This is a genomic window from Streptomyces sp. BRA346 (assembly GCF_052851135.1).
On sequence record NZ_JAIWIH010000029.1, the window covers coordinates 14,900 to 37,298 of the forward strand.

General features: G+C 74.9%; 17 protein-coding genes and 1 pseudogene. 8 read left to right on the top strand and 10 right to left on the bottom strand.

The annotated features are described in order from the left end of the window. Positions 1-2: 2 nt before the first annotated feature. Complete coding sequence (locus tag LCH29_RS30070) at positions 3-707, bottom strand: GntR family transcriptional regulator (RefSeq protein ID WP_446464844.1); 705 nt, start codon at positions 705-707, stop codon at positions 3-5. Between the two features lie 198 nt (positions 708-905). On the opposite strand from LCH29_RS30070, the gene LCH29_RS30075 reads away from it, so the two are divergent. The 5 genes from LCH29_RS30075 to LCH29_RS30095 all read left to right on the top strand — a co-directional run bounded on the left by LCH29_RS30075 (position 906) and on the right by LCH29_RS30095 (position 5,779). Then, on the top strand, positions 906-2,219 hold the full coding sequence (locus LCH29_RS30075) for an MFS transporter (protein ID WP_446464845.1): 1,314 nt from the start codon (positions 906-908) through the stop codon (positions 2,217-2,219). A gap of 22 nt (positions 2,220-2,241) precedes the next feature. Beyond that, complete coding sequence (locus LCH29_RS30080; protein ID WP_446464846.1) at positions 2,242-3,030, top strand: putative hydro-lyase; 789 nt, start codon at positions 2,242-2,244, stop codon at positions 3,028-3,030. Positions 3,031-3,064: 34 nt separating this feature from the next. After that, positions 3,065-3,847: a LamB/YcsF family protein gene (locus LCH29_RS30085; protein WP_446464847.1), complete on the top strand. Its 783-nt coding sequence runs from the start codon at positions 3,065-3,067 to the stop codon at positions 3,845-3,847. Positions 3,848-4,232: 385 nt separating this feature from the next. Beyond that, complete coding sequence (gene pxpB / locus LCH29_RS30090; protein WP_446464929.1) at positions 4,233-4,859, top strand: 5-oxoprolinase subunit PxpB; 627 nt, start codon at positions 4,233-4,235, stop codon at positions 4,857-4,859. Beyond that, positions 4,856-5,779: a 5-oxoprolinase subunit C family protein gene (locus tag LCH29_RS30095; protein WP_446464848.1), complete on the top strand. Its 924-nt coding sequence runs from the start codon at positions 4,856-4,858 to the stop codon at positions 5,777-5,779. Before pxpB ends, LCH29_RS30095 begins: the two co-directional genes overlap by 4 nt. Here the strand turns inward: LCH29_RS30095 and LCH29_RS30100 are convergent. Together LCH29_RS30100 and LCH29_RS30105 are read right to left on the bottom strand one after the other, a co-directional pair. Further along, positions 5,728-5,967 (bottom strand): CDGSH iron-sulfur domain-containing protein, encoded by a 240-nt coding sequence (locus tag LCH29_RS30100; protein WP_446464849.1) that lies wholly within the window; start codon positions 5,965-5,967, stop codon positions 5,728-5,730. The two genes, LCH29_RS30095 and LCH29_RS30100, sit on opposite strands and share 52 nt — an antisense overlap. Beyond that, positions 5,957-6,637, bottom strand: coding sequence for a HemK2/MTQ2 family protein methyltransferase (locus LCH29_RS30105; RefSeq protein WP_446464850.1), 681 nt, complete (start codon positions 6,635-6,637; stop codon positions 5,957-5,959). Before LCH29_RS30105 ends, LCH29_RS30100 begins: the two co-directional genes overlap by 11 nt. Positions 6,638-6,768: 131 nt before the next feature. On the opposite strand from LCH29_RS30105, the gene LCH29_RS30110 reads away from it, so the two are divergent. Both LCH29_RS30110 and LCH29_RS30115 read left to right on the top strand, forming a co-directional pair. After that, entirely contained in the window at positions 6,769-8,352 is a 1,584-nt protein-coding gene (locus LCH29_RS30110; RefSeq protein ID WP_446464851.1) for an FAD-dependent oxidoreductase, read from the top strand. Continuing rightward, positions 8,349-9,374, top strand: coding sequence for an iron-containing redox enzyme family protein (locus tag LCH29_RS30115; protein WP_446464852.1), 1,026 nt, complete (start codon positions 8,349-8,351; stop codon positions 9,372-9,374). The genes LCH29_RS30110 and LCH29_RS30115 overlap by 4 nt, the downstream gene beginning before the upstream one ends. A 53-nt stretch (positions 9,375-9,427) precedes the next feature. On the opposite strand, the pseudogene LCH29_RS30120 reads toward LCH29_RS30115, so the two are convergent. From LCH29_RS30120 to LCH29_RS30145, 6 genes and pseudogenes are all read right to left on the bottom strand, one after another. After that, a pseudogene (locus tag LCH29_RS30120) lies at positions 9,428-9,670 on the bottom strand (WhiB family transcriptional regulator); the annotation flags it as partial. 202 nt (positions 9,671-9,872) lie between these two features. Continuing rightward, the gene (locus LCH29_RS30125) at positions 9,873-13,475 is read right to left on the bottom strand and encodes a hydantoinase B/oxoprolinase family protein (protein ID WP_446464853.1); all 3,603 of its coding nucleotides are present in this window, start codon (positions 13,473-13,475) and stop codon (positions 9,873-9,875) included. Then, a complete protein-coding gene (locus tag LCH29_RS30130) occupies positions 13,472-15,046 on the bottom strand; it encodes an SGNH/GDSL hydrolase family protein (RefSeq protein ID WP_446464854.1) in 1,575 nt (524 codons plus the stop codon). The genes LCH29_RS30125 and LCH29_RS30130 overlap by 4 nt, the downstream gene beginning before the upstream one ends. After that, positions 15,043-16,227 carry a glycosyltransferase gene (locus LCH29_RS30135; protein ID WP_446464855.1) on the bottom strand — a complete coding sequence of 395 codons (1,185 nt, stop codon included), beginning with the start codon at positions 16,225-16,227 and terminating at the stop codon, positions 15,043-15,045. Before LCH29_RS30135 ends, LCH29_RS30130 begins: the two co-directional genes overlap by 4 nt. Beyond that, complete coding sequence (locus LCH29_RS30140) at positions 16,224-17,366, bottom strand: glycosyltransferase family 4 protein (protein ID WP_446464856.1); 1,143 nt, start codon at positions 17,364-17,366, stop codon at positions 16,224-16,226. The genes LCH29_RS30135 and LCH29_RS30140 overlap by 4 nt, the downstream gene beginning before the upstream one ends. A 198-nt stretch (positions 17,367-17,564) precedes the next feature. Beyond that, a complete protein-coding gene (locus tag LCH29_RS30145) occupies positions 17,565-18,989 on the bottom strand; it encodes a HEAT repeat domain-containing protein (RefSeq protein WP_446464857.1) in 1,425 nt (474 codons plus the stop codon). 321 nt (positions 18,990-19,310) lie between these two features. Here LCH29_RS30145 and LCH29_RS30150 point away from each other — a divergent pair, with 321 nt between their 5' ends. Beyond that, positions 19,311-20,807 (top strand): PP2C family protein-serine/threonine phosphatase, encoded by a 1,497-nt coding sequence (locus LCH29_RS30150; protein WP_446464858.1) that lies wholly within the window; start codon positions 19,311-19,313, stop codon positions 20,805-20,807. A 65-nt stretch (positions 20,808-20,872) separates the two neighbouring features. Here LCH29_RS30150 and LCH29_RS30155 read toward each other — a convergent pair whose 3' ends face one another. Continuing rightward, entirely contained in the window at positions 20,873-22,387 is a 1,515-nt protein-coding gene (locus LCH29_RS30155) for a DNA-binding protein NsdB (RefSeq protein ID WP_446464859.1), read from the bottom strand. Positions 22,388-22,399: the final 12 nt, after the last annotated feature.

A 22,399-nucleotide genomic window follows, 5' to 3' on the forward strand; every position in this document is an offset into this window, starting at 1 on the left:
CGTCAGCCGATCCGCTGGGTGTACGCCTCGGAGAGCTGAGCCAGCGAATCCTCCAGATAGGCGGCGAGCAGCCGCTCGGCGCCCGGCGCGTCGCCGTCCTCCAGTGCCCGCAGCATCTGCCGGTTGCGGTCGAGGTAGGGCTCGTGGAAGCGCCGGGGGTCGTCCATCATGTGAAAGACGAGGCGGAGTTCGGCCAGCACGCCCCGCATCAGCTCGTCGGTGCGCGGGCTGCCCGCCAGCGCGACGATCCCCTGGTGGAAACGGATGTTGGCGGTGCCGAGATCCCGCCAGGCGGCGTCGCGGTCGGCCTGCTCGCCCGCCGCCACGGCTTGGCGCAGCGCGTCGAGCGGATAGGGCGGCTCGCCGAGTCCGCGCAGGGCCGCGCATTCGACGAGTTGCCTCACTCGGTAGATGTCCACGACGTCATCGACAGCGAGCACGCGGACGAAGACCCCGCGGTTGAGTTCGTGGACGAGCAGGCGTTCGTGCGTGAGCAGCCGGAATGCCTCGCGCAGGGTGTTGCGGGAGATGCCGAGCGCGCCGCCGATGCTGTCCTCCGACAGCCGTGACCCGGGCAGGATGAACCCGTCCGTGATGCGGGTGCGCAGGATGTCGGCGACCCGCTCGGCGGTGCTGGTGCGCCCCAGCAGGGCACGGTCGTCCGCCAGCCCGGCGAACGCCGCCTGACCGGCTCCGTTCTTCCCCACGCGCCCTCTTCTCTTCTCGCCCCTTGCTCTCTGTCTGCGACCAGTCAACCGCAGAAACAGGAACGAAACAACATAGGTATTGCCGGATCGTTCAACGATCCTCTACGTTGACCGGCAAGCCGGACCGCCCCCGATCCCCTTCACCCTCGGGGGCGGCATTTCACGCCTCTGCCACACATCCCTCTCTGCGAGGTGGCCATGAGCACATCCCCGACAACACCATCAAATCTCCCGAACGAGACAGATCCGACATCTCACCCCACCGTCCAAGGCGCCGAGGACAACGGCGCCTTCGCCTGGCGCCGCGACCTCGGACCGCGTGGCCGCCGCGCGTTCAACGGCGCCTTCGGCGGCTACGCCCTGGACTCGTACGACTTCTTCGCCCTGCCGCTGAGCATGGTCGCCATCGCGGCGTACTTCGGGCTCAGCAGTGACCAGACCGGGCTGCTCACCACCGTCACCCTCGTGGTCTCCGCCGTGGGCGGTGCGCTCGCCGGGATCCTGGCCGACCGGATCGGCCGGGTGAAGGCGCTGATGATCACGGTGATCACGTACGCGGTCTTCACCGTGGCCTGCGGGTTCGCGCCCAGCTACGAATGGCTGCTGGTGCTGCGCGCCTTCCAGGGGCTCGGGTTCGGCGGTGAGTGGGCGGTCGGCGCGATCCTCGTGGCCGAGTACGCCTCCGCCAAGCACCGCGGCCGCACCCTCGCCTTCATCCAGAGCTCCTGGGCGGTCGGCTGGGCCCTCGCCGTGGTCGTCTACACCCTCGTCTTCCAATTCGTCGACGAGGACATCGCCTGGCGCGTGATGTTCTGGACCGGCGCCCTCCCCGCCCTGCTCGTGTTCTACATCCGCAGGAACGTCACCGACGCGCCCCAGGCCGCCGAGCAGCGTGCCAACAGCACCAGGCGCGGTTCGTTCGCCGAGATCTTCCGCCCGGGGCTCCTCAAGACCACGATCTTCGCCTCGCTGCTCGCCACCGGGGTCCAGGGCGGCTACTACACGCTCGCCACCTGGGTCCCGACGTTCCTCAAGGAGGAGCGGGGCCTCACGGTCGTCGGCACCGGCGGCTATCTGACGTCCCTGATCTCGGGCGCCTTCACCGGCTACCTCACCGGCGGCTACCTCACCGACCGGCTGGGCCGGAAGAAGACCATCGCACTGTTCGCCTTCCTCTCCGCCGGCTGCATCCTCGTCTACACCCACATCCCGAGCGGCGCGAACACCCTGCTGCTGTTCCTCGGATTCCCGCTGGGCTTCTGTATGTCGGCCATCTTCAGCGGCTTCGGCTCGTTCCTCAGCGAGCTGTACCCCACCGCCGTCCGCGGCACCGGGCAGGGCTTCACCTACAACACCGGCCGTGCCGTGGGCGCGTTCTTCCCGACCCTCGTCGGATTCCTCGCCGGCAGCTGGGGCCTCGGCGGAGCGCTGGTGTTCGGCGCCGTGGGCTACGGCATCGCCGTCCTCGCCCTCCTCGGCCTGCCGGAGACCCGCGGCCGTGAACTGGTCTGATGACAACGAACGGGAGCACGACATGAGCGTCACCACACCGCCCGCGGACCCCGCCCGCGCGCGCGAGATGTTCCGGTCCGGCCTCTCCTCCCCGACGGCCGGATGGGCTCCGGGCTACGCGCAGGTCAACCTCATCGCAGTGCCGGCCGACTGGGCGGAGGACGTACGGCTCTTCTGCCGCCGCAACCCGGCGCCCTGTCCGGTCCTCGACGAGACCGGGCCCGGTTCCGTGGCCACCCGGCTGGCCGCCGGCGCCGACCTGCGTACCGACTTCCCCGGCTACCGCGTCTGGGAGCACGGCGAACTCGTCGCCGAACCGGCCGAGGTGACCGCCCACTGGCGGGACGACCTGGTCGCCTTCCTCATCGGGTGCAGCTTCACCTTCGAGACGGCGCTCGCCGCCGCGGGCGTGCCGCTGCGCCACATCGAGCAGGGCCGCAACGTGCCCATGTACGTGACGGACCGCCAGTGCCGTCCGGCGGGGCGGCTCTCGGGCCCGATGGTGGTCTCCATGCGGCCGATACCCTCCGGGCTGGTCCCCACCGCGCGCGAGGTGAGCGGGACGATGCCCGCCGTGCACGGCGCCCCCGTGCACGAGGGTGACCCGGCCCAACTCGGCATCCGCGACCTCTCCCGGCCCGACTTCGGCGACTCGGTAGAGTTCCGGACGGGCGACGTTCCGGTGTTCTGGGCCTGCGGGGTGACACCGCAGGCGGCCGTCATGGCCTCCCGCCCGCCCTTCGCGATCACCCACTCCCCGGGCCGGATGCTCGTGACGGATGTACGGGACGAGGAGTACCGCACGTCATGAATTCCCAGCCGTACCACCGACCTCCGGAGGAGCGATGACCGACGCACCGTTCGGCGCGCCGATCGACCTCAACGCCGACCTCGGCGAGGGCTTCGGCCACTGGCGGCTCACCGACGACGAGGCGCTGCTGTCCGTCGTCACCAGCGCCAATGTGGCCTGCGGCTTCCACGCCGGCGATCCGTCCACCATGCGGCGGGTGTGCGACCTGGCCGCCGAGCGCGGGGTCCGCGTCGGCGCCCAGGTGTCGTACCGGGACCTGGCGGGCTTCGGGCGGCGCGCCATGGACGTACCGGCGCGCGAGCTGGCCGACGAGATCGCCTACCAGATCGGCGCGTTGGAGGTCTTCGCCCGCTCGGCGGGCATCCGCGTCACCTACGTCAAACCGCACGGGGCGCTCTACAACCGCTGCGTGCACGACGCGGAGCAGGCCGCGGCCGTCGTCGAGGGCGTGCGCCTGGCGGGCGGGGAGGCGGCGCTGCCGGTCCTGGGCCTGCCCGGCTCGCGGCTGCACGAGGCGGCCGGCGCGGCCGGTCTGCCGGTCGTCGCCGAGGCCTTCGCCGACCGCGCGTACACGGCCGAAGGGACGCTCGTACCGCGTCGCGAGCCCGGCGCCGTCGTCACCGACTCCGGCACCGTCGTGAAGCGCTCCCTGATGATCGCCCGCGACAGGGCGGTGACCTCGATCGACGGGCAGCGGGTCGAGGTCACCGCACGGTCGCTGTGCCTGCACGGCGACACCCCGGGAGCCGTCGGCCTCGCCCAACGCGTACGGAACGAACTCGCGGCCTCGGGCGTACGGGTGGAGGCGTTCACTTGAACCCTCCCCCAGCCGAAGCAGAGGGATTCCTGGCTCAGGAAGCCCCACAGGTCGGCGACCTGAAAGGTCTTACTCCCTCAGCACCAGCCGGGACGGAACCTGCCCGGTTGCCCGAAAGCATTGAGTCGCACTGGCTTGGCTCTCGCTCAGCGCGTTGTGCGTGCTTGGTTCTCGCAACGCACGACACACGCCTTACCCGATCCCGTGGGCGGTATTTCGCCCTAGAGGCGAAATACCGTTCCTTGCCCTGCTCCGCAGGGGTTCGATTCCTCCCCCGCCTGAAAGCGGGGGCATCCTCGAAGGAGGCCACGTGACCGGTGCCGCGACAGTACGGGCGGCGGGAGCGGACGGCGGGGACGGGGCCCCGCCGCCCGGCCCGCGCGTCCTGCCCGTCGGCGAGCACGGGCTGCTCATCGAACTCGACAGCGGCGAGGCGGCCCAGGCGCTGCACGCCGAGATCCTTCGCCGCGCGGCGGCCCGCGAACTGCCCGCCGTGACCGAGATCGTGCCCGCCGCGCGGACCGTGCTCCTCGACGGTCTCGACGACCCCGCCCGGCTCGCCGCCGAGCTGCCCGGCTGGCGGATCCCGCCGCTCGCCCGGGACCGGGCCGGGACCGTCGAGATCCCGGTCCGCTACGACGGCCCCGACCTCGCCGAGGTCGCGGAGGTCTGGGGCGTCACGCCCGCCGAGGCGGTGGCGATCCACTCCGGCACCGAATTCCGGGTCGCCTTCTGCGGGTTCGCCCCCGGCTTCGGCTATCTGACCGGCCTGCCCGACCGCTACCAGATGCCTCGCCGTGCCACCCCACGGACCAGGGTCCCGGTCGGATCCGTCGCCCTCGCGGGCGCGTACACCGGCGTGTACCCGCGCTCGTCCCCCGGTGGCTGGCAACTCATCGGCACCACGGACGCGGTGCTGTGGGACACCGCCCGCGATCCGGCGGCGCTGCTCACGCCCGGCACCCGCGTCCGCTTCGTCGTGGCCGTGGCGCCGGACGGGAGGGAGCAGTGAGCGACAGCGCCTTCGCGGTCGTACGGGCGGGCGCGCTGACCACCGTCCAGGACTTGGGGCGCGCGGGCCACGCCCACCTGGGCGTGCCCCGCTCCGGCGCCCTCGACGAGCCCGCGCACCGGCTGGCGAACCGCCTCGTCGGCAACCCGGAGGACGCCGCGACCCTGGAGACCACGCTGACCGGGTGCGCCGTGCGGCTCCGCCGGGCGGCGACGGTGGCGGTCACCGGCGCCCCCTGCCCGGTGACCGTCGACGGCCGCACCGCCGCGTGGGGCGCGCCGGTGCGGCTCCCGGCGGGCGCCGTGCTGGACGTCGGCCCCGCCACCCACGGGGTGCGCGCGTACGTGGCGTTCGGGGGCGGGGTCGACGCCGAGCCGGTGCTCGGCAGCCGCGCCACCGACGTGCTCTCCGGCCTCGGACCGGCTCCGCTGGCCGACGGTGCGGTGCTGCGGCTCGGCGCCCCGCACGGGCCGGCCCCGGCGGTGGACTGGGTCCCGTACGCGGGCATCGTGCCCAAGCTGGTGCTTCCGGTGGTGTTCGGTCCGCGCGACGGCTGGTTCACCGCCGCCGGGCTGCGCACCCTCACCACCGGCCGGTTCCGGGTCGCGGCCGCGAGCAACCGGATCGGGCTGCGCACCGAGGGCCCGGCGCTGGAGCGCGCCGGGGAGGGCGAGCTGCCCAGCGAGGGCATGGTGCTCGGGGCCCTCCAGGTGCCGCCCGACGGCCGTCCGGTGCTCTTCCTCGCCGACCATCCGACGACCGGCGGCTATCCCGTGGTGGGCGTCGTCCCGGAGCCGTACCTGGCCGCCGCGGCGCAGGCCGCGCCCGGGACCCCGGTGCGGTTCGCCCCGCTGCGCCGCCCGGGCCCTCAGCCGTCCCGGGTGCGGGCCCCGTCCCGGGTGCGCACCGGGCGGCGGTGACTGGTGTCGCACCAGGGGTAGCGGGCGCTGCGCCCGCAGGCGCAGACCGCCACCATCACCCGGTCGGAGCGGACCGTGCTGCCGTCCTCCAGGACGACCTCCACCGGGCCCTCGACCAGCAGCGGGCCCTCGGGGTCGACGAGGACGCGCCGGGCCCCGGCACCGGGGGCTCCAGGCTCATCGGGCACAGCTGCTGCACTCGGTCGTACGGATGGCACGGATCACCACCAGCTCCTCCTTGTCGTCCCCCGGGCCGATCAGCCCCCGGGAGGCCAGCCAGGGGCCGCGCCGCCGCAGCACGGGCCCGAACGGGACGACGCGGCGCGCGGTCACATCCGTGTGCAGCCCCTGTTCGGCCAGCCGCTCCAGCGTCGTACCGACGCCGCTCAACGCGGACTGGACGAGCAGCAGCACTCCCCGTGGGCGCAGCAGCTCCGGCATCCGGGCGCACAGCCGGTCCAGCACCGCCCGGCCGTCCGGCCCCGCGTTCCAGGCGCGGCCGTCTCCGGCGCGCTCGAAGGGGCGGAGGCGGCCCGAGGGTACGTAGGGCGGATTGGCCAGGACGACGTCGAAGCGCCGCCCCGGGGCCACGGACGCCAGACCGCCGAGGCGGACCCGGACCGGCTCGCCGCTGAGCCGGGCGTTCAGCCAGGCCGCCAGCACCGCGCGCGCCGAGACGTCCACGGCCTCGACCCCCGCGGCTCCGCAGCGCGCGGCGAGGACCGCCAGCGCGCCGGTGCCCGTACCGATGTCCAGCACCTGGGCGCCCGGCAGGGCGGGCTCGCCGCGCACCGCCTCGGCCAGCAGGGCGGTGTCGTCCTGCGGCGTGTACACCCCGGGAGGCGCAATCAGTCGCATCCGCCCTAGGTACCTCATCGGCAACGATCGAAACCGCGCCGGTCCGTCCGGCCCGGATGCGTCGGCCGGGCGTTCGGGGGCACTCGGCGGGCCGGAGAACCAGCGGCAGAGCGGCGGAAGAGGAGCGGTCGATGACGAGTCTTCCCACCGGGTTCGCGCCCGCGTCGTACTGGATGGAGTCGGCCCCCGGCCCGGCGTATCCGGCCCTGGAGCCCGGTCCCGAGCGGAGCGTCCCCGAGGTCGAGGTCGCCGTCGTGGGCGGCGGTATCGCGGGAATCTGCACGGCCTGGGAGCTGGCGCGGGCGGGGCGCCAGGTGGCGCTGATCGAGGCGGACCGGCTGGCCGCGGGGGCGACGGGCCACACCACGGCCAAGCTCTCCGCCCTCCAGGGCCTCGCCTACCAGGACATCCGCGCCTCGCGCGGCGAGGAGGCGGCGCGGCTGTACGCGGCGTCCCAGGCCGACGCGGTGGACCGGGTCGGCCGGGTCGCCGCCGAGCTGGGCGTCGACTGCGATCTGGAGCGGGCCCCGGCGTACACCTACGCCGAGAGCGAGGAGTCGCTGGACGCGGTGCGGGCCGAGGCGGAGGCCGCCGCGGCGGCCGGTCTCGACGCCTCGTTCACGACGGAGACGGATCTGCCGTTCCCGGTCGCGGGCGCGGTCCGGGTCGCGGACCAGGCCCAGTTCCACCCCCGGAAGTTCCTGCTGGCCCTCGCCGGGGATCTGGTCGCGCGCGGCGGCCGGATCTACGAGAACTCGCGGGTCATGGGCCTGGGCGAGGGCCATCCCTGCCGCCTCACCACCGACCGCGGCGCGCGGATCCGGGCCCGCGAGGTCGTGGTCACCACCGCCTACCCGATCTTCGACCGGGCGCTGCTCTTCCCCCGGCTGAAGGTGCGGCGCGAACTGGTCGTCGCCGCGGTGCTGCCCGGGGACGGCCCCCCGCGCGGCATGTACCTCACGCCCGAGGACGACACCCGGTCGGTCCGTACCGCGCCCTTCGGGGCCGGCCGGCGGCTGCTCATCGTCACCGGGGAGAAGTTCACGCCCGGGGTGGGCAGCGTCGAAGGGCGCTACGAGCGGCTGATCTCGTGGACGCGGCGGCGCTTCCCGGGCGCCGAGCCCGCGTTCCGCTGGGCCGCGCAGGACAACTGGACCACCGACCACGTGCCGTACGTGGGCCCGCTCCACCCCGGCGCCCGGCACGCGTACGTGGCGACCGGCTTCGCCGGATGGGGCATGACCGGCGGCGTGCTCACCGGGCGGCTGCTGGCCGGACGCCTGACGGGACAGCCGCTGCCGTGGACGGACCTCTACGATCCGCGGCGGCTGAACCCGCTGCGGGAGACCCCGGCGCTGCTCCGGCTGCAAGGCGAGGTGGCGCGCCACTTCTTCGGCGACCGGATCTCCGGGGACGGCGTGGACGCGGTCCGTGACATCCCGCCGGGCGGCGGTGCGGTCGTCCGCGTCGGGGCGGGGCAGCGCGCCGTCCACCGCGACGAGGACGGGGCGCTGCACGCCGTGTCCGCGCGCTGCACCCATCTGGGGTGTCTGGTGCGGTTCGACGACGCCGAACGGACCTGGGAGTGCCCGTGCCACGGGTCCCGCTTCGCCGTCGACGGCAGCGTGCTCCAGGGCCCGGCGGTCCACCCGCTGGAGCGGTACGACGACCCCGGCGACGGGCACGACGGCCCGGACGGGGAGGGTCGGCGGTGACCACCGGTTCCCTGAACGCGGCCCCGCACGCGGCGCACGGCGCGCCCCCGCTGCCGGAGGCCCGCGGTCCGCTGTCCGCTGCGGTCCGTACCGCCCTGCTCCACGCGCCGCCGCCGGAAGACCTTCCGTCGGCCGGGGCCGCCGACCCGTTCGGTGAGGACCTTCAGCTCGCGCTGTACCTCGCCTACGAACTCCACTACCGGGGCTTCGCGGGCGTCGACGAGGCGTGGGAGTGGCAGCCGGATCTGCTGCGGCTGCGGGCCGCGCTGGAAGACCGGTTCCTCGGCGCGCTGCGCGAGGCCGTGCCCGGTGGCGCGGATGTGGCCGCGGAGCTGGACGCGCTGCTGGTCGAACCCCTGGACGCGCCCGGCGTCAGCCACCACCTCAGGAGCCGGGGCACCTGGGGGCAGCTGCGCGAATATCTGGCGCACCGCTCGCTGTACCAGCTGAAGGAGGCCGATCCGCAGGCGTGGCTGATTCCGCGGCTGACGGGACAGGCCAAGGCGTCGCTGGTGGCGGTGGAATTCGACGAGTTCGGGGCGGGCCACGGCGACCGGGTACACGCCCGGCTGTTCGCCGAGGCGATGGCGGGAGCGGGTCTCGACCCGGGGTACGGCCGCTACGTGGACCGGGCGCCCGCCGAGACGCTCGCCACCGTCAACCTGATGTCACTGCTCGGTCTGCACCGCTCCCTGCGCGGCGCGATGGCCGGGCACTTCGCCGCCCTGGAGATCACCTCGTCGCCCGGGGCCCGGCGGCTGGCGCAGGCCCTGGAGCGGCTGGACGCCGAGCCCCGGTGCGTACGGTTCTTCACCGAGCACATCGAGGCCGACGCGGTGCACGAACAGCTGATGCGCCGGGACGTCATCGGCGGTTTCCTCGCCGAGGAGCCGGAGCAGGCCCCGGCCGTCGTCTTCGGGATCCAGGCCACCGGCTACCTGGACGTGCGCTGGTCGGACCGCCTGCTCGGGGCGTGGGCGGCCGACCGCCCGTCCCTGCGCCTGCCGCTGTGCGGCGGCTGACCGCCGCGCGACGGGGCGCTCCGGGGCTGGCCGCCGCCCGGCGAGGGTGCGCCCCGCGCCTGTCGCCGTGCCCGCTGGCGCAGCACCCGGCGTTCCTCCTCGTCGGTGCCGCCCCACACGCCGTGGGTCACCCCGCTCTCCAGCGCGTAGGTGAGGCACTCGTGGATCACCGGGCAGCGGTGGCAGACCCCCTTGGCCAGGGCCTGCTGCGCCTGGGCCGCGGGTCCGGCCACCCCCACCGGGAAGAACAGCTCGGGGTCCTCGTCCACGCATGCCGCGCTCTGCCACCATTCCATGGCTGCCTGCCCCTTCTGTGATGCGTCGTGGTGGGATCCCGCCGCCGCCCGCGCGGGTCCGACGCGTCCAGCGGGTGGAGATGGAGAGGAAGCCGACCCCGCGCACGGTGCTTGGCGGGCTTGATAAGGAGCGGGTTTCCGGTGGGGGCGACCGCAAACGGGATTGATCGCGCCAATACGGCGGCGCGTACGGGGCCTCGGCTCAGTCCGGCGCCGGGCCGTATCCGCCGCCGCCCGGGGTGTGGACGACGAGGACGTCGCCGGTGCCGACATCGGCCGCGTCGCAGCCCGCCAGCCGGTCCACCGAGCCGTCGGCGCGCTCGATCAGGTTGGCGCCGAGCGCGCCCGGCGCGCCGCCCGCCATGCCGTACGGGGCGACCCGGCGGTGGCCGGTGAGCAGGGCCACCGTCATGGGCTCCAGGAAGCGGATGCGGCGGGTGACGCCGTGGCCGCCGCGCCAGTGGCCGCGGCCGCCGCTGTCCCTGCGCACCTCGAAGCTCTCGACCCGGACCGGGTAGCGCCACTCGAGCACTTCGGGGTCGGTGAGCCGGGAGTTGGTCATATGGGTCTGTACGGCGTCGGCGCCGTCGAAGCCGTCGCCCGCGCCCGAGCCGCTGGCCACCGTCTCGTAGTACTGGACGCGGTCGTTGCCGAAGGTGACGTTGTTCATCGTGCCGGAGCCCTCGGCCTGGACGCCGAGCGCCGCGTAGAGGGCGCCGGTGACGGCCTGGGACGTCTCGACGTTTCCGGCGACCGTGGCGGCCGGGTAGACCGGGGCCAGCATGGAGCCCTCGGGGATGCGGACCTCCAGGGGCTTCAGACAGCCGCTGTTGAGCGGGATGTCCTCGGCGACCAGGGTGCGGAAGACGTACAGCACGGCCGCCATCACCACCGAGCTGGGCGCGTTGGCGTTGCCCGGCGTCTGGGGCGACGTACCGGCGAAGTCCAGGACGGCTCCGCGGCCCGCGCGGTCCACGGTCACGGTGACGTGGATGACGGCCCCGCCGTCGGTCTCGTAAGCGTACGAGCCGTCGCGGAGGGCGCCGACGATGCGGCGTACGGACTCCTCGGCGTTGTCCTGGACGTGGCGCATATAGGCGTGCACGACGTCCAGGCCGAACTGCCCGATCATCCGGCGCAGTTCCTGGATGCCCTTCTCGTTGGCGGCGATCTGGGCGCGCAGATCGGCGAGGTTGGCGTCCGGGGCGCGGGAGGGGTACGGCCCGGCGGTCAGCAGTTCGCGGGTCTCGCGCTCGCGCAGCGCGCCCTCCCGGACCAGCAGCCAGTTGTCGAAGAGCACGCCCTCCTCCTCGATGGTGCGGCTGAAGGCGGGCATGGAACCGGGGGTGATGCCGCCGATCTCGGCGTGGTGACCGCGGGACGCGACCAGGAACAGCAGCCGTGTGCCCTCGTCTTCGAAGACCGGGGTGACGACGGTGACGTCCGGGAGGTGGGTGCCGCCGTGGTACGGGTCGTTGATGGCGTAGACGTCCCCGGGACGCATCGCGTCCCCGTTGCGCCGCAGCACCTCCTTGATGGACTCGCCCATCGAGCCGAGGTGCACCGGGATGTGGGGGGCGTTGGCGATGAGGTTGCCGTCGGCGTCGAACAGGGCGCACGAGAAGTCCAGCCGCTCCTTGATGTTGACGGAGTGGGCGGTGTTCTCCAGGCGCAGGCCCATCTGTTCGGCGATGGCCATGAAGAGGCTGTTGAAGACCTCCAGCATCACCGGGTCCACCTCGGTGCCGACGGCGGCGGTGCGCGGCCGGGGCCGGACCCGGGTGAGCAGCAGATGGCCGCGGTCGCCCAGGGCCGCCTGCCAGCCGGGGTCGACGACGGTGGTGGCGTCGTCCTCGGCGATGACCGCCGGGCCGGTGAGGGTGTCCCCGGGGCGCATCCCGGCCCGTTCGTACAGGCCGGTGCGCTGCCACCGCCGCTCCGTGAACATCTCCACGGTCGCCACCGGCGCCGACGCACCCTCCCTGGACGGCCGTTCCACGGCGTGGCCGCCCGTCGGGCCCGCCGCGCCGACCGCCTCCACCGACACCGCCTCCATGACGATCGGCTTGTCCATGGTGAACGCGTAGCGCGTGCGGTGCGCGCGTACGAAGTCGTTGGTCATCCCGGAGACCGAGTCCAGCGGTACGGGGAGGGCCGCGTCGGTGCCCGCGTACCGCAGATGGACCCGGGCCGTGGTGCGCACGCTCTCCCCGGGGACGCCGTCGGCGAGCAGCTCGTCGCGCGTCTGGCCGGACAGCCGCGCGCACAGGTCGCGCACGTCCGGCAGCGACTCCTCGCTCAGCTCCGTCTCCACGGCCTGCTCGCGCATCGCGGTGGCGTCGGCGACCCCGATGCCGTACGCCGAGAGCACCCCGGCCAACGGCGGCACGATCACCGTGCCGATGCCGAGGGCGTCGGCGACCGCGCACGCGTGCTGGCCGCCCGCGCCGCCGAAGCTGGTGAGCGCGTAGCGGGTGACGTCGTGGCCGCGCTGCACGGAGATCTTCTTGACCGCGTTGGCCATGTTCAGCACCGCGATGTCCAGGAAGCCCGCCGCGACCTCCTCCGGGCCGCGCCGGTCGCCGGTCGCCTCCGCGATCTCCCCGGCGAGGCGGGCGAAGCGCTCCCGTACGGTGTCCGCGTCCAGCCGCTGGTCGGCGTGCGGGCCGAACACCGCCGGGAAGTGGGCGGGCTGGACCCGGCCCAGCATCACGTTGGCGTCGGTGACGGTCAGCGGGCCGCCGCGCCGGTAGCAGGCGGGGCCGGGGACGGCACCGGCCGAGTCCGGGCCCACCCGGTAGCGGCGCCCGTCGAAGTGGAGCACCGAGCCGCCGCCCGCCGCGACGGTGTGGATGTTCATCATGGGCGCGCGCATCCGCACCCCCGCGACCTCGGTGCCGAAGACCCGCTCGAACTCGCCCGCGTAGTGCGACACATCGGTCGAGGTGCCGCCCATGTCGAAGCCGATGACCTCGGCGTGGCCCGCCTCGGCCGAGGAGCGCACCATGCCCACCACGCCGCCCGCGGGCCCGGACAGCACCGCGTCCTTGCCGCGGAAGTGGGCGGCCTCCCGCAGCCCGCCGTTGGACTGCATGAACATCAGCCGGATGCCGCGCAGCTCGGCGGCCACGTCCTCGACGTAAGCGCGCAGGATCGGCGAGAGATACGCGTCGACCACGGTGGTGTCGCCGCGCGACACCAGCTTCATCAGCGGGCTCACCTCATGCGAACAGCTCACCTGCGTGAAGCCGAGGTCACGGGCCGCCTCGCCCACCGCGCGCTCGTGCGCGGCATGCCGGTAGCCGTGGGTCAGGACGACCGCGGCGCTGCGGAAGCCGTCGCGGTGGGCGGCGCGCAGCGCCTCCGTGGCGGCGTCGAGGTCCAGGGGGCGTACGACGGCGCCGTGTGCGTCCACCCGCTCGGGCACCTCGATCACCCGGTCGTACAGCGCCTCCGGCAGCACGATCCGGCGGTCGAACAGCCGCGGCCGGTTCTGGTACGCGATCCGCAGCGCGTCCCGGAAACCGGCCGTGACGACGAGCACCGTGGGCTCGCCCTTGCGCTCCAGCAGGGCGTTGGTCGCGACGGTGGTGCCCATCTTGACGACGGCGATCCGGTCGGCCGGAACCGGCTCGTCCGGCCCGAGCCCCAGCGTCTGCCGGATCCCGGCGACGGCGGCGTCCATGGTGCGCTCGGGATGGTGGGACAGGAGCTTGCGGGTGACGAGGCGGCCGTCCGGGCGCTTCCCGACGACGTCCGTGAAGGTACCGCCACGGTCGATCCAGAATTCCCAGCGACCCTTCATCCCGCCATTGTCGCAGCGTGCGGGGGTGCTGGGGCTTCCGACCGCGGCAACGAGGCGAGTGCGGCGAGCGCCGCCCGCCGTTCGTGCCCGTCGAGCAGATGTCCGGTCCCGCGCACCCGGTGGCGTACCTCCCGCGCCGCCAGCGCCAGGAGTCCGGGCAGCAGATCGGTGCAGCGGTCCACGACCCAGCGCGTGCCCCGGGTCGCCATCCACCAGGCGCTCGCGGCGCGCGAGGGCGTCGGCCCGTCGAGCGCCGTGGACGGCGGCTCGCCCATGGCGGTGCCGCGGGCCGTGAGCGCGCCGTGGAACTCCCGCGCCAGCAGCCGGTGCCCCAGCTCGCTCGGGTGCAGCCGGTCCACGCTCCACACCGCGCGGTCCGTGACCCAGGTGTGTTCGGTCAGCTCCACGTGCACCGCGCCGTACCGCCCGGACAGCGCGTGCACCACCGTGTTGACGGCCCGCATACGGCGCCCCAGCGGCCGCGCGAGCGCCTCCGGCAGCCCCAGCATCCGGCCCGGGTCGGGCAGGCACGCGGTGAGCACCACCGTCCCGTCGGCGCGCAGCGCGCCGATCGTCGTATCCAGGGCCTCGGCGACCCGGCGGATGTCGAAGGTGTCGCGCAGGGTGTCGTTCATGCCGACCACGACGGACGCGAGATGCGGCCGGGCCCGGCGGGCGGCGGTCAGCTGCTCACCGGCCACGTCGGCGGCGAGCGCGCCGCTGCGGGAGACGTTGACGAAGTCCACGGGCTCCCCGTGCGGCCCCGCGGCCCCCGCCAGCAACGCCGCCCACCCCCGCCACCCGCCCCCGGCGACGGGATCCCCGAGCCCCTCGGTCAGCGAGTCGCCGAGCGCGACGAACCGGGTGGTGGGCACGGCGGCGGGATCATGACCTTCACCCACGCCGGGCACCGCCGGGGCCTCCGGGGCGGCCACCGGCGCCCGTGGGACCCGGACCGCAGGGTCCGCGTACGTATCGCCCGCACCACCACCTGCGGCCCCGGCGCGGTGGGCGTCCGGGTCAGCCGGTGCTGCCGCCGAGCCGCCGAGCGCGACGGGAACGGCCCCGCGGGCAGCCGTCGCGCCCCGGGCCGGGGAGCAGGGCGGGACGGTCACGGCCTCGCGGTCGGCCACCGGCACGGCGGGCACCACGCACCGGACCGATACCGCTGACTCCGGCGTCACGGCACTCCCGTCGACCACCGTGCGGACGCCGCCCCGGGTCCCCGGGACGGACTCGGCGTGCCGGGCCTGCTGTGCGGTCGCGTCCGACCCGGAGGACGGACCGGCGACGACGCCGCCGTGAGCCCGCGCGGCGCCAGCCGGAACCGCCCGACCGGCCGGGATCACCACGGCCGGGGCACCGGCCTCCGCGGGCGCGGGCGGAAGGGGCCGCGCATCGGTGCGGCCCGGGGCCGACCGGCCGGTCGCCGCGGGCCGGGCGGCCGGGGGCGCCGTGCCGGGGGCCGGGGGCGCCGTGCCGGGGGCCGGGGGCGCCGTGCCGGGGGCCGGGGGCGCCGACGCGTCGGCAGGGTGGGGCCGGTGGTCCGGGCAAGCGCGGGGTGCGCTCACCGGGCACCGCCGGTCGCCGTGCGGGCCGGGATCCGGCCGTCGGGCTGGACGCGGGGCGCGTCGTGGGCGGCCAGGAAGGCGTCGACCGCCGCGGGCCAGCCGTAGCGCTCGGCGCGGACCCGAGCCGTGGCGCGGCGTACGGGCTCGGGCCGGGCCAGGACCTCGGCGACGGCGTCCGCGAACGCCACTCCGTCGTCGGCCGCCGTCGCGCCCGCCGGGCCGACGATGTCGGGGAGCGCGGACAGGGCGCTGACGACGACGGGCGACCCGCACGCCAGCGCCTCCAGCGCGGCCAGCCCGAAGGTCTCCGCCGGGCCCGGGGCGAGGACGACGTCCGCGCTCGCCTGGAGCGCGGCCAGGCGGGCCCGGTCGCCGACGTGGCCGAGGAAGGCCGCCGGAAGGCCCTCCGTGCGGGCGCGGGCCTCCAGGCGGGCGCGCAGCGGGCCGTCGCCCGCGACGACGAGCGCCGCCGGGACGCCGCGCCGCCGCAGTTCGGCGAGGGCGTCGAGCGCGCGGCCCGGCCGCTTCTCGGGCGACAGGCGGGAGCACATGGCGAGCAGGACCGAGGCCCCGCCGCGGTGGTGCTCGCGCAGGGCGCCGTCGTAGTGGGACGGGTGGAAGTGGCCGAGGTCGACGCCCAGGGGGGCGCGTACGACATTGCGCGCGCCGATGCGTACGAACTCGCGCTCCGCCCACTCCGTGGTGCAGACGATCCGCGCGTACGCCCGCGCGGTGCGGCGGTTCAGCCGGTCGGCCGCGCCCCGGGCGGCCGCCTCCGGCACGCCCCAAGTGCGCAGCACGGCGTCGGCGCTCTCGTGGGAGACCATCACGGCGGGCACGCGGGCGCGCCGCGCCCACTCCCCCGTCCAGCGCAGGGTGGTGCGGTCGGAGACCTCCAGCCGGTCGGGCGCGAGCCCGTCGAGCAGCCGGGCCAGCCGCCGCCGGTCGGTCAGGACCCGGTAGCCGCCGGTGCCGGGCACGGCGGGACCGGGGAGGGTGATCACCCGGCCCTGGCGGGTGTGCTCGTCCGCGTCGCGTTCCCCCGGCACGATCAGGACGGACTCGTGCCCGGCCGCCTGGTAGCCCGCGCCCAGCTCGCGCAGCGCGGTGCGCAGGCCGCCGGAGGAGGGGGTGACGAAGTTGGCGAGCCGGACGATCCGGAGGGACGGTGCGTCGCTCATGCCGCCACCGCCGTACGGGCCACCAGCACCTCGGCGTAGTGGTCGATCAACTGGTCGACGATCGCCTCCCAGGTGCGGCCCTCGACCGCTTCCCGGCCCGCCTGCCCGAGCGCGGCGCGCTTCCGGGGGTGGGCGGCGAGGAGCGAGACGGCGTCGCGCACCTCGTCCGCGTCGCCGGGCGGCACCAGCAGCCCCGTACGGCCGTGGTCGACCAGGTCGAGCGGGCCGCCCGCGGCGGGCGCGACCACCGGCACGCCACTGGCCTGCGCCTCCTGCACGGTCTGGCAGAAGGTCTCCTGCGGCCCGGTGTGCGCGAAGACGTCCAGCGAGGCGAAGATGCGGGCCAGCTCGGTGCCGGTCCGGCGGCCGAGGAAGCGGGCGCCGGGCATGGCGGCGCGCAGCGCGGGCTCGCTCGGCCCGTCCCCGACGACGACCACCCGGACGCCGGGCAGCGTGCACAGCGGGGCCAGCAGCTCGACGTTCTTCTCGGGCGCCAGGCGGCCGACGTAGCCGACGATCAGCTCGCCGCCGGGGGCCAGGGAGCGGCGCAGTTCCGGGTCGCGGCGCGAGGGGTGGAAACGCTCGGTGTCGACGCCGCGCGGCCACAGGGCGATCCGCGGCACCCCGTGCTCGTCGAGGTCGCGGGCGGCGGCGGTGGACGGGGCGAGGGTGCGGTCGGCGGCGGTGTGGACGGCCCGTATCCGGCGCCAGGCCGCGTTCTCGCCCGCGCCGAGGTACGTACGGGCGTAGCCGCCCAGGTCGGTCTGGTAGACGGCGACGGCGGGGATCCGCAGCCGCAGCGCGGCCGTCATCCCGCGCGCGCCGAGCACGAAGGGGCTGGCCAGGTGGACGAGGTCGCTGCGGTGCGAGGTGATCGCGGCGGCGAGCCGGCGGCTGGGCAGCGCGACGCGCACCTGCGGATAGCCGGGCAGGGGCAGGGAGGGGATCCGGACGACGGGAAACGGATGCGCCCCGTCGGTGTCACCGCCCCCGTCGGGCGGCCCGTCGTGCGGGCCCGCGGGGGCGATGACGAGGGGTTGGTGACCGCGCCGGTGGAGATGCCGGGCGGTCTGGAGCGTGCAATGAGCGACGCCGTTGATGTCGGGCGGGAAGGATTCGGTCACGATGGCGACTCGCATACCGGTGTTGTCGGCGTACGAAGGGTGGCCCCGGCATCGTGCACCTTGCGAGCCGTGAAACGTCCCGTGAGCGTTGGCCTCCGCACCCGCCGAAGCCGGATGAACCCCCCGAAACCCGGCACGAATCCCCGGGTTTACGGACGACCACCTGGCGTAAACCCAACGCTTCCCGCTCCTCCTCCGGCGGGGCGGACCGGGTCAGACGCCGGCGGCGTCGGGGCCGATGCGGCTGCGGACCGCGGTTTGGACCTCGGCTTCCTCGGCCGGGTCGGCGGCCAGCCTGCGGAGCTGTTCCACGACGCGGGCGTCACCGGTGGCGGCGTGGTGGGCGGCGAGTTCGCGGGTGGTCTCCTCGCAGTCCCAGAGGCATTCGACCGCGAAGCCCGCGGCGAACGTGGGATCGGTGGCGGCCAGGGCGCGGGCGGCGCGGCCGCGGAGGTGGGAGGAGGCGGTTTCGCGGTAGATGTGGCGCAGGACGGGGGCGGCGCAGGTGATCGCGAGGCGACCGGCGCCGTCGACGAGCGTCCACAGCGCCTGGCCGTGCGGGCCCTCGGCCCGCACCGTGCGGCGGAGGGCGGCGAGGACGAGCCCCGCGTCGTACTGCCCGCCGCGGGCGGCGAGCATCGCGGCGGCCGCGGCGCCGAGCACGTCGGGGCGGTGCGCCCAGATCCGGGCGCGATCGAGGGCGGCGATGCTGCGCATGCGTTCGAAGGCGCCGAGGGCCGCGCGGGAGACCGCCTCCGAGGCGTCCGGCTCGGTCACCGCGGCCTCGATCAGGTCCAGCACCTCGGGGTCGCCGGTGTCGGCGAGGTACCGCAGGGCGGTCGCGCGGGCCGCGTCCGGCGCGCTCGCGGCGGCGGCCAGCAGCTCGGGACGGTCCTCCGGACCGGCGACGGCGGCCAGGCAGCGGGCGGCGGCGTCGGGGCGGCGGCTGCCGGGCCGCAGGTCGTGTTCCTGCTGGGCCCAGGCCAGGACGTCGTGGACGCTCCAGCCGGGCCGCGGCCCGGAGGGGCGCAGCTGGCGCTGCCAGCGGTCGAAGGCGCCCTGTTCCTGCACGGCGCGCACGCGCGGCCCGTGCGCCGGGTCGTCGGCCCACAGCCGCCAGGGGCGGGGCTCGAAGGCGCCGCGGGCGGCGTCGGCCAGTTCGGCGTCGCCGTCGGGGGTCTCGGGGAAGCGGCCGAGGACGGCGGGGGCGAGGGCGCGCAGCCCGGCGTCGTCGTCGCGCAGGGCCAGCTCGTCCAGGGCCCATTCCCAGTTGCTGCCGGCGGCGGCGTACCGGCGCAGCAGGCGCAGCGCGTCGAGCCGGTCGTAGGCGGCGAGGTGGCCGAGGACGGCGAGGGCGAGCCCGGTGCGCTCCTCGTCGGTGTTCACCAGGTCGTCGGGGTGGAAGAGGTGCTGTTCGATCTCGTCGAGGTCCGCGTCGAGGTCCAGGCAGAGCCGGGCGTAATAGAGGGAGCGGTTCTCGACCTGCCAGTCACGGCGTGGGTCGTGCAGCACGCAGTGGTGCAGTGCCGCGAGCGCCTCGGCCCGCGGCGCGGCGAGGGCGTGCAGGGTCCCGTCGCCGCGGCCTCGCTGGAGGAGGCCGAGCAGGGTACCGCTGGGCGCTATGTCTGGATCGAACATGAGGTCAGCATCCGGTGCGGGGGGTTCGCTGGCAACGGGATTTCCGTCGTCCGGCATTCTTGCCGGTGTCCTGGCGCCGTATGCCGGATGAACACCTGAACTGAGGGATTCCCGAGCGCCGCAGCCTACCCGGAACCGCATGCTCCACCGAGTCGTGTCCGACTTGCCCCAGGAAAGCCATTGACATATGCCAGAAGCACCACCGGATCGGGTATTGCCAAACGACTTACGCGACGTCGCAGCCTGTGCAAGAGTCGTTACCGGTCCTTACCCCGTCAGACCCGGCAGCGCCGCCCCGTACCGGCCCGTATCGGAGAACACATGCCGTCCCCCCGCTCCGCGGACCATCCCGCCGCCCCGTCGCCCCAGCGCGGCACGGTCGACGCGCTCATCACGCAGACCCGGCGGCTCCGCGGCGGCATCGCCGCCGTGCGGCGCGACACCACGGCGGACCTGAGCGGTACGGCGGACGAGACCCAGCTGCGCTGGCAGCGCGCGCTGTGCGATCTCGCCGTCCACCATCTGGACGACCTCGGCCAGCATCTGGACCAGCTGCGGGAGGGGATGCCGTCCGAGCAGCCCGGGGAATCGGAGGAGCCCGGCAGAGCGGCGGGGGCGGATGGGGCGGCCGAGGACCGGAAGCCGCTGGAACAGGACGCGGCGCGGCAGGGCCCCGGCCACGGTCCCGGCTCACTGCTCAACCGGGTCGGCAGCGCCGAGTGGAACCTCCTCACCGACGAGGTGACCTGGTCCGACGAGCTGTGCCAGATCTTCGGCCGCAGCCCCGACGAGGGCGGCCTGCCCCTGGACGAGCTGCCCTCCTGGGTCGTCGCCGACGATCAGCCGGTACTGACCGCGATGGTCACGGACTGCCTGGTGGACGGCAAGCCGATCGACGGCGAGTTCCGGGTGGTCCGTCCGGACGACGCCGTCCGTACGGTGCACATGGCGGGCGAGCCCGTCCTCGACACCGACGGCAGCACCGCCTCCATGTGGGCGGTGCTCCGCGATGTGAGCGCGCTGCGCCGCAGCGAGCGGGCGGTGCGCGAATCCCGCGACTCGCTCCAGCGCCAGCGGCACATGGCCCGCGCCGAGCGCCGACTGGCGGTCGAGCTGCACGAGGCCGTCCTGCCGCCGTGGCGCGGCTCCGCGCCCCTCGCGCACGGCCGGCGGCCCGCGGGCACCGCCCTCGACGTCGCCTCCCACTACTTCCCCTCCGCGGACAGCGCGCTGATCGGCGGCGACTGGTACGACGCGCTCGAACTGCCGGACGGCGGCACCCTGCTGAGCGTCGGCGACCTCACCGGCCATGGCGTCGCCGCGACGTCGGGCATGGCGATGGTGCTGGGCGCGGTGCGCGGCATGGCGGTGGCCGGGATCGAGCCGGGCCCGCTGATGGGGCGGCTCAACCAGCTGCTCGACGTCTCCGCGCAGCCCGCCCTGGGCAGCGCCGTCTGCGGGCGGTACGACCCGGCGACCCGCACCCTGGTGTGGTCGCAGGCCGGGCACCCCGCCCCGCTGCTGTTCCGCGACGGGGCGGGGCGCGCCCTGCGGCCCCCGGCCGGTGTGCTGCTCGGCGGCACGACGGGCGCCACGTACGCCCAGGCCGAGGAGCGGCTGGAGCCGGGCGACCTGCTCCTGCTGCACGCCGGTGGGCTCGCCGAGGACCCCACGGTGGCGGCCGAGCGGCTGCTCCGGCTCGCGCCACGGTTCGCCGCCGCCCGCGGCACGCAGGAGTGCGTACGGGTGGTGGCCGAGGAGTTCGACGACGAGCGGCGCGAGGGCGACGCCTGCGTACTGCTCGCGATGGTCGGTTGATGCGGTGATGGGCCGCCGCTGGACGTGCCGGACGGCCGTGCTCTGTGCTCTTCCGCCGGCCGCCGCTAGACGGCCGTGGTCCTCGCCGCCCCGCCCGCCCCCTTCGCCCCGCCTCCGGCTCCCTTCTGGTGGCCCAGCCCCTTCGGCATGGCCTGCTGGATCTCCGCCCGCAGCTCCCGCACCGCGGCCGACGAGGTGTACGGCGCGGTGAGCCGGTACATCTCCCGCAGCCGGTCCCAGGTGCGGTGCGAGGAGTTCTGCTCGATCGTGGCCAGCGCCTCGCGGGCGGAAGCGGCCCCCTGCTCCGGGTCGCCGCCGATGAAGGAGGCCGAGGCGATGGAGATGTGGTCGAAGATCTGCGACCGCTGACGGCCGCCCTCCCTCATCCGCAGCGCCTCCTTGGCGTGCCGCTGCGAGATGGCCGCGACGCCCGGTTCGTGCTCGGCCAGGGTGCGGTAGACCAGCCCCTGCATCCCGTGCAGGTCGGCCTCGTTGAACAGCTGCATCCAGCTCGGTGCGGGCCCCCGGTCCCGGTCGGAGACGAACAGCTCCTCCGCCTCCCCCAGGGTGCGGCGCACCGCCTGGCCGTGCCCCTTCGAGGCGTGCGCCCAGGCCTCGATGGTGCGGAACATGGAGCGGGTGCGGGGCAGCGCCGCGTCCCCCGCGCCGGACGATGCCAGCTTCATCAGATCGAGGGCGTCGTCCGGGCGGCCGATGTGCACCATCTGCCGGGCGGCGCGGGACAGCGCCTCGCTCGCCCGCGGCCGGTCGCCGCCCTCCCGGGCCGCGTGCGCGGCGATGACGAAGTACTTCTGGGCGGTGGGCTCCAGGCCCACGTCATGGGACATCCAGCCCGCCAGCACGGCCAGGTTGGCCGCGACGCCCCACAGTCTGCGCTGGAGCGCCTCGGGGTGACGGTAGGCCAGCATCCCGCCCACCTCGTTGAGCTGGCCCACCACCGCCTTGCGCTGGAGCCCGCCGCCGCGGGCCGCGTCCCAGGCGCGGAAGACCTCGACCGACGTCTCCAGCGCGTCGATCTCCTGGGAGCCCACGGGGGCGGCCTCATAGCGGTCGAAGCCCGCGGGCTCGGCGGAGAGGGGGTTGTCGGAACGGGGCGCGTCGGTGGCGAGGGTGGGGTCGGAGAGCAGCCATTCGCTCATGGCACCGGTGATGGCGGATCCTGCGGCGAGCGCGGCGCCCGCACCCACCAAGCCGCGTCGGTTGAACATAAGGTCCATTCCCGTGAATTCGGTGAGGACCGCGGCCGTGGACTCGGGCGGCCAGAGCAGCCCGTCGGCGGACTGCCCCTTTCCCGCGCGCCCACCTCGTCCGAACCCGAGGTCCTCGATGGTCACGACTCGACCGAGGCGCTCGGTGAAGAGGACGGCCAGCACCTTGGGCACGGGATCGCGCGGCGTCTCGCCGGTGTCGATCCAACGCCGCACCCGCGAGGTGTCGGTCGCCAGCTGCGGGTGGCCCATGGCCGCCGCGCGCCGGTTCACGAGCCTCGCGAGCTCGCCCTTGGACCAGCCGGCCAGGCCGAAAAGGTCCGCAAGACGGGTGTTGGGTTCCCTCGTCACGTCAAGCCCCCA

Coding starts and splice junctions, on each gene's coding strand:
- LCH29_RS30135 (WP_446464855.1), bottom strand. CDS start 16,227: ATGAGCGACGCACCGTCCCTCCGGATCGTCCGGCTCGCCAACTTCGTC.
- LCH29_RS30140 (WP_446464856.1), bottom strand. CDS start 17,366: ATGCGAGTCGCCATCGTGACCGAATCCTTCCCGCCCGACATCAACGGC.
- LCH29_RS30075 (WP_446464845.1), top strand. CDS start 906: ATGAGCACATCCCCGACAACACCATCAAATCTCCCGAACGAGACAGAT.
- LCH29_RS30150 (WP_446464858.1), top strand. CDS start 19,311: ATGCCGTCCCCCCGCTCCGCGGACCATCCCGCCGCCCCGTCGCCCCAG.
- LCH29_RS30105 (WP_446464850.1), bottom strand. CDS start 6,637: ATGCGACTGATTGCGCCTCCCGGGGTGTACACGCCGCAGGACGACACC.
- LCH29_RS30125 (WP_446464853.1), bottom strand. CDS start 13,475: ATGAAGGGTCGCTGGGAATTCTGGATCGACCGTGGCGGTACCTTCACG.
- LCH29_RS30080 (WP_446464846.1), top strand. CDS start 2,242: ATGAGCGTCACCACACCGCCCGCGGACCCCGCCCGCGCGCGCGAGATG.
- LCH29_RS30085 (WP_446464847.1), top strand. CDS start 3,065: ATGACCGACGCACCGTTCGGCGCGCCGATCGACCTCAACGCCGACCTC.
- LCH29_RS30110 (WP_446464851.1), top strand. CDS start 6,769: ATGACGAGTCTTCCCACCGGGTTCGCGCCCGCGTCGTACTGGATGGAG.
- LCH29_RS30145 (WP_446464857.1), bottom strand. CDS start 18,989: ATGTTCGATCCAGACATAGCGCCCAGCGGTACCCTGCTCGGCCTCCTC.